A 5,831-nucleotide genomic window follows, 5' to 3' on the forward strand; every position below is an offset into this window, starting at 1 on the left:
CAACAAACTTTGGAACCGAGACAGGGCCGAATGTGAGTAAGGAGCAGGACAGGCGACCCATCCTGCTCCTTAATTGTTTCACAAGCGCGCTTCTACTGCGGGCGTCGCAACAGACGCAGGAAGTATTGCCCGAGGAACGCGGCCAGCGCCAGTCCGGATGCCACCAACACCCAGACGTGCAGCCGCGGCCGAGGGCGCAGCCGCACTTCGCACGCCCCCGTCGCAGCCGCGGCCATCAGCACTTCACGTAGCCGCTCGCGGAACGCAGGCACGGGCTGCACCGGCGTCAGAAGGCGCTGCACATCCTTTTCCATATTCGCCAGGAAACTCCCAATCTCTGTTTGCTCGCGTGCTGTCATAGACTTTCACACCGCGCGACAGGGCAGCCCCCGCTACGCGCCATACGAGACGATGCCCAAAAGCCCCGGCCCGCCGTGCACCGCCAGAACGGTCGGAGCCTCCAGCAGGAAAGCCACTTTGCCCCCGATCAACTGCTCCAGGCGCTCCTTGACCTGCCGCGCCTCCTCCAGCGCGCCGGCGTGGATCACGGCGATCTGCCGGTCGCGCGCGTCCTGAAGCGCCGCCATGGTGGCCTGGATGATGGCGTCCAGCGAGCGAGCGCGCGTGCGCACCTTGGCCATCAGCCCCAGCGTGCCGTCGCGCACGCTCATGACGGGCTTGATGTCCAGCACGGTTGCCAGCGTGCCCGCGACCCAGCCCAGCCGCCCGCCCATCTGCAGGTACTTGACCGTGGACACGGTGCAGAAGGTGTAAATCTTCTCCTTCATGTCGTTGATGGCGGCCAGAATCTCCTCCTTGCTCAAGCCCTGCTTGGCCATCTGGGCGGCCCGAATGACCAGGTAGCCGGTGCCCAGCGAGATGCCCCTAGAGTCCACGATCTCAATGTCCATGTCGGGGAACATGGATGCGGCCAGCGCCGCCGACTGGCACGTGCCGCTGTGCTGGCTGGTGATGTGGATGGAGATGACCGAGGACGCGATGCCGCGCAGTCGCTCATAGACCGCCGCGAAGCGCCCAGGCGCGGGCTGCGACGTCCGCACGACAATCCCCTGTCGCATTTTTTCATAGAGTTCATCGGGGGATAACTCGCCATCGTCCATGGCCCGGTCGCCCACGGTCAGGCTGATGGGCACGATTTCAATGTCCAGTTGCTTCACCAATTCCGGCGGTATGGTGGACGCGCTATCCGTTACGATGCGAATTCCTTTGTTGCTCATTCGCGAGGAGACCTCCTGTTTCTAGTTGTGCATAAAGTTCTCGCAGTGAGAGAAGCGTCCGATGGTACAAGGACTTGATGGCCCCCTCGCTGCGTCCCATAATCTTGCCGATTTCGGCGTTGGAAAGATGCTCCACAAATTTAAGAATCAGCAGTTCCTGGCGCTCGGGCGGCAGGCTCCGTATCACACGGAGCAGCGTCTCCGTGCGCTCGTGTCTTTCCGCCATGCGCTCCGGCCCCTCGCCCACGGTCAGCGAGTACAGTTCATCCAGCGAGACCATCTGGCGTTTGCCGCGGTCGCGGTGCCAGTTGGCCACCAGGTTGTGGGCGATGCGGTACAGCCACGCCGAAAACGGCAGCCCCCTCTCCTCATAGCGGCGAATGTGCTGCATCGCCCGATAGAAGGTCCTGGCCGTCAGGTCTTCGGCGTCGGCTTGGTTCCCTGTTCGGTAGTAAACGTACGAGTAAATGCGATCCACGTACCGCTCGTACAGAATCCCGAAGGCTTCCGGGTCAGTTTTTGCGCGCTCAATCAGGCAGGAATCGGACAGCGCCTCCGCCTGTTCGCCCTGATTCTCCGGCTGCCTTTTTCTACTCATGAGAACACTTTCTCCGAAGGTTGGTTGCGCGGTGTGTGCAGCGGCAGTATAGCACCAGGCGGCGCGAAAAGGCAAAAAGAAAAGCCGCCTGTCCGCAGGCGGCTTGGGGATGCGTAGGTTCGGCGCTACGGCAGCGGGCAACCCGCAATGCCGATCACGCCCGGGCCGGTGTGCGTGCCGATGACGGGGCTGAGTTCCGCGACGAAACAGTCCTTGCAGTTGAACCGGTCCATCACCGCCTGTCGGACGCCCTCGGCCTCCTCTGCGGTCTCCAGTTGGGCAATGCCTGCGACCATGGGGCGCTCGGTGCCGATGGACTCCTGGATGTAGGCCAGGGTGCGCTCTATGCCCTTGCGCTTGGAGCGGGCCTTGTCCAGCGGCTCAATCACGCCGCCGGTGAGGGTGAGCACCGGCTTCACGTTGAGGAGCGTGCCCATCAGCGCCGAGGCCCTGCCGATGCGCCCGCCCTTGTGCAGGTACTCCAGGGTGTCCACCACAAACCCGATCTTTATCGCGTCGCGCATGACTTCCAGCACCTTGACCACTTCGGCGAGAGACTCGCCGGCGTCCAGGGCTTTCACCGCCTGTTGGATCAGAAGGCCTAGGCCGATGGAGGTGGAAAGGGAATCAAACACCGTGATCGGCGCGCCTCTCAACGTCTCCAGCGCCGCGTGGGCCGAACTGACGGTGCCGCTCAACTTGCTGGAGATGTGGATGGACAGGATCGCATCCGCGCCGTCGCCCAGCATCTGCCGGTACTTCGTCTCAAACTCTCCCGCCGAAGGCTGCGAGGTCGTGGGCAGCGTGGGAGAGTTCTTCAGCAAGTTCAGGAATTCGGGGGTGTCCAGATCTACGCGGTCCAGGTAGGTGCGCTGGGGCGTAACCACCTTGAGCGGGATGGTGTCAATGCGAGGATGGCCGTGCAGCGCAGGGGGCAGGTCTGCTGTGCTGTCGGTAAGAATCTTGATCATCTCCGATACCTCCTATTACGATTGCGTTCACAACATACAAACCCCGAAGTGGGCACGGAGTTGCGGGCGGGCTTGGCATCGCTCGCGCGAAGGGGCTGCTTGCTCCCCAGGCCGCCGGTGGGCCTTGCGTTCGGCGCTCCGATGTGCTATGCTTCACCCACCGGAGTTTTTCGCAGTGGCGGAGGGGGGACATGAAAGCGATGATCCTGCGGCGGCTGCGCATCGCGGCCCGTTCCATCGTGATCGTATTGGCGCTGGTCTGGCTCTGGTTTGGCATCACCTCGGCATGGGAGGAGGGCACGGCGCTGTCCTGGATTCTCCACCTCCTGCTGCCAGGGGGCGTCCTGCTGCTTACGGTGGCGATCTCGCTGAGGTGGGAGCGGACCGCCGCGCTCCTGCTCATCGCCGAGGGCGTGTTTTTCACCACCTGGGTCGTCTGGAGCGCCAGCATCAGCGAGGTAACGGGATGGGGGCTCGCCGTGCTCCTGGGGCTTCTGGGCGGGCCGCTACTCGTGGCCGGCGCGCTGCTCCTGACGGCTTCCCGATGGGCCAGCGCCCCCGACTCTGACGAGGTCAACACGGAGGAGTAATTTCGTTTCCGAACTGTGTTGGCGACCGAGGTGCGACGCACTTTCGGAAGTGCGTCGCGCCTATGCCTGGAGCGCGACCAACGAACTTTGGAACCGAATGGAGGAGTAGGCCATGCATGAGCACGTTTGCGAAGAACTCCAGTGCCCGGTGTGCGGCGGGGCGCTTCGGTGGAGCATCGGCGAACGCGAGGGGAACCACATAGAGACGGCGGATGTCCGCTGCGCCGGCTGCGACGCTTCTTACTTCGTCCGCGAGGGCATCGGCGTCTTCCTCCCGCCGGACTTGCCGCGCAACGACCTGTGGGAGCAGACCTCCACCGCCCTCGGCGCCTACCTCAAGGAGCACCCCGACATAGAACGACGCCTGCTGCTCGCGCCGCTGGACACCCTGTCGCCGGCGGATCGTTTCTACCGCGCCCTGGCGCTGGAGGAGCGGGGCGACTTCGCGCAGGCCAGGGCCGTCGCCGAGGCGGCGCTGCCCCACCTGTACACGCCGGAGTACCTTGCCTGCCACGAAAGCCAGAAGCGTTGGGTCATGGACCACATCAGGGATCGGCCCGGCCCCATCGTGGACTTGGCGTCGGGGCGCGGCGACCTGGTGGAGCGCATCGCCCGCGAGTTGCGCCGCCCCGTCGTCGCCACCGACTTCAGCCTGCGCGTCCTGCGCCGCGACCGCAAGGCGTTTCGGGCCGCCGGGCTCCACGAGTACGTGAGCCTGCTGGCGATGGACGCGCGCCGCACGCCGTTTCGGGACGGCGCCGTGTCCACCATGACCACCAACCTCGGCCTGCCCAACATAGAGAAGCCCGGCGCATTGTTGGCCGAACTGCGGCGGGTGGTGTCGGGCGAATTCCTCGCTATCACGCATTTCTACCCCGCCGACGACGAAACGAACGTCGCCCTGCTCCGCGAGTTCGGCGTGGCCCCGCTCCTTGTGCGCGAGTCGCTGGTGGATTTGATGACCCAGGCGGGCTGGCGTGTGGAGGTGGTGAACGCGCGGAAGGGCCGCGCGCTGCCCACGCCGCCATCGGAGTTGCTGGAAGGGGCACGCGTGGACGGGCTTCCCGTCGCCGAGACGACCCTGGAATGGTGTGTGGTTCGCGCATGGTAAGGGTGAGTTTGCAATGCCGCGAGAGTCCGCAATCCCATTCGCGTTGCGACTCGCGGACAACAATCGGCAGGCGCGTGAAAGCCGCGCCACGGAGAAACATGATGGGCAAGAAGCGTATCCTGACTTTCGTCGGCCTCCTCGTCATCGTCGCACTGTTGGTATCCTGCGGGGGAGGCAGCAAGAAACTGGACCTGAAACTGCGCCTGGAGCCTGGCAAATCCTACAGCGCGAAGATGATCGCCGACCAGACGATTACGCAGACCCTGATGGGGCAGACGCAGACCATAACCCAGTCCATCGGCATGGCCTACACCTACCAGGTCCAGAGCGTTGACCCCGATGGCAGCATGGGGGTGAAGATTACCTACGACTGGGTGTCGTACAAACAGGACAGCCCGATGGGCAAGGTATCCTACGATTCGGCCAACCCGCCCGCCACGGTGCCGCAGGCCGCGATAGGCTACGCCGCGCTCGTGGGGCGGGGATTCTCCGCCAAGATGACGCCGACCGGCGAGATCTCCGACATCCGCGGCGCGGACCAGATGGTGTCCGAGATACTGGAAGCCATGAACTTGCCCGCGGGGAGCGCCCGCGACCAGGTGGAGGCACTCTTGCGGACGCAACTCAGCGACGAGGCGCTGAAGGACAGTTTTGAGAAGGCCGCCCTCTTCTATCCCGAGAAGCCCGTCGCCGTCGGCGACTCGTGGAGCGGGCAAATCGTGTTGGCATCGGGCATGCCGATGATTCTGGACACCACATGGACGCTGAAAGCGCGCAAGAACGGCGTTGCGACGGTGGAAACCCGCTCCGACGTCCGCCCCAACCCCGGTGCCAAGCCTATGGAACTGGCCGGCATGAGCATCTCCTACGAACTGTCGGGCGAGCAAAGCGGCAGCATGGACCTGGACGAGAAGACCGGCTGGCTGCTGGGCGGCACGCTGAAGCAGGACGTGTCGGGGAAGATCTCGGCGATGGGCACGTCCTGGCCCATAACCATCGTCAGCAACATTCGCTTTGAGCCGTGGCAGAAGTAGCCGCCGAAGGAAACAACAAGCCCCGCCGTGTTGGGCGGGGCTTGTCTTGGCGCGCCTGGCGGGACTTGAACCCACAGCAGACGGTTTCGTAGACCGGCCCTCTATCCAATTGAGGTACAGGCGCGCGTGGTACCCCAGACAGGACTTGAACCTGTGGCCTCAGCGTCCGCAGCGCTGCGCTCTATCCCCTGAGCTACTGGGGCACAAGGCGGGGAGGCAGGGATTCGAACCCTGGGTAGAGATTTTAGTCCCTACAACCGCTTAGCAGGCGGCCCCGATCGTCCTCTCC

Annotated in this window: 7 protein-coding genes and 2 tRNA genes; 3 read left to right on the plus strand and 6 right to left on the minus strand. The window is 64.2% G+C overall.

Annotated features, from left to right (window positions below):
• Positions 1-92 precede the first annotated feature (92 nt).
• From H5T65_13770 to H5T65_13785, 4 genes are all read right to left on the minus strand, one after another.
• On the minus strand, positions 93-314 hold the full coding sequence (locus tag H5T65_13770; GenBank protein MBC7260297.1) for a hypothetical protein: 222 nt from the start codon (positions 312-314) through the stop codon (positions 93-95).
• A 78-nt stretch (positions 315-392) separates the two neighbouring features.
• Positions 393-1,238 (minus strand): DegV family protein, encoded by an 846-nt coding sequence (locus H5T65_13775; GenBank protein MBC7260298.1) that lies wholly within the window; start codon positions 1,236-1,238, stop codon positions 393-395.
• On the minus strand, positions 1,204-1,836 hold the full coding sequence (locus tag H5T65_13780) for a sigma-70 family RNA polymerase sigma factor (protein MBC7260299.1): 633 nt from the start codon (positions 1,834-1,836) through the stop codon (positions 1,204-1,206). The genes H5T65_13775 and H5T65_13780 overlap by 35 nt, the downstream gene beginning before the upstream one ends.
• Before the next feature lie 125 nt (positions 1,837-1,961).
• Entirely contained in the window at positions 1,962-2,807 is an 846-nt protein-coding gene (locus H5T65_13785) for a DegV family protein (GenBank protein MBC7260300.1), read from the minus strand.
• A gap of 191 nt (positions 2,808-2,998) precedes the next feature.
• Here H5T65_13785 and H5T65_13790 point away from each other — a divergent pair, with 191 nt between their 5' ends.
• From H5T65_13790 to H5T65_13800, 3 genes are all read left to right on the plus strand, one after another.
• On the plus strand, positions 2,999-3,397 hold the full coding sequence (locus H5T65_13790; GenBank protein ID MBC7260301.1) for a hypothetical protein: 399 nt from the start codon (positions 2,999-3,001) through the stop codon (positions 3,395-3,397).
• A 112-nt stretch (positions 3,398-3,509) separates the two neighbouring features.
• Complete coding sequence (locus H5T65_13795; GenBank protein ID MBC7260302.1) at positions 3,510-4,508, plus strand: class I SAM-dependent methyltransferase; 999 nt, start codon at positions 3,510-3,512, stop codon at positions 4,506-4,508.
• Between the two features lie 101 nt (positions 4,509-4,609).
• Positions 4,610-5,542: a hypothetical protein gene (locus H5T65_13800; protein ID MBC7260303.1), complete on the plus strand. Its 933-nt coding sequence runs from the start codon at positions 4,610-4,612 to the stop codon at positions 5,540-5,542.
• A 47-nt stretch (positions 5,543-5,589) separates the two neighbouring features.
• On the opposite strand, the gene H5T65_13805 is transcribed toward H5T65_13800, so the two are convergent.
• A tRNA-Arg gene (locus H5T65_13805) sits at positions 5,590-5,666 on the minus strand.
• Positions 5,667-5,669: 3 nt separating this feature from the next.
• Positions 5,670-5,745, minus strand: a tRNA-Arg gene (locus tag H5T65_13810).
• Positions 5,746-5,831 lie beyond the last annotated feature (86 nt).

The organism is Chloroflexota bacterium, from assembly GCA_014360805.1.
Lineage (GTDB): Bacteria > Chloroflexota > Anaerolineae > DTLA01 > DTLA01 > DTLA01.

Excerpts from the sequence above, each read along its gene's own strand:
- H5T65_13770 (MBC7260297.1), bottom strand. The coding sequence starts at position 314 with ATGGAAAAGGATGTGCAGCGCCTTCTGACGCCGGTGCAGCCCGTGCCT.
- H5T65_13775 (MBC7260298.1), bottom strand. The coding sequence starts at position 1,238 with ATGAGCAACAAAGGAATTCGCATCGTAACGGATAGCGCGTCCACCATA.
- H5T65_13780 (MBC7260299.1), bottom strand. The coding sequence starts at position 1,836 with ATGAGTAGAAAAAGGCAGCCGGAGAATCAGGGCGAACAGGCGGAGGCG.
- H5T65_13785 (MBC7260300.1), bottom strand. The coding sequence starts at position 2,807 with ATGATCAAGATTCTTACCGACAGCACAGCAGACCTGCCCCCTGCGCTG.
- H5T65_13790 (MBC7260301.1), top strand. The coding sequence starts at position 2,999 with ATGAAAGCGATGATCCTGCGGCGGCTGCGCATCGCGGCCCGTTCCATC.
- H5T65_13795 (MBC7260302.1), top strand. The coding sequence starts at position 3,510 with ATGCATGAGCACGTTTGCGAAGAACTCCAGTGCCCGGTGTGCGGCGGG.
- H5T65_13800 (MBC7260303.1), top strand. The coding sequence starts at position 4,610 with ATGGGCAAGAAGCGTATCCTGACTTTCGTCGGCCTCCTCGTCATCGTC.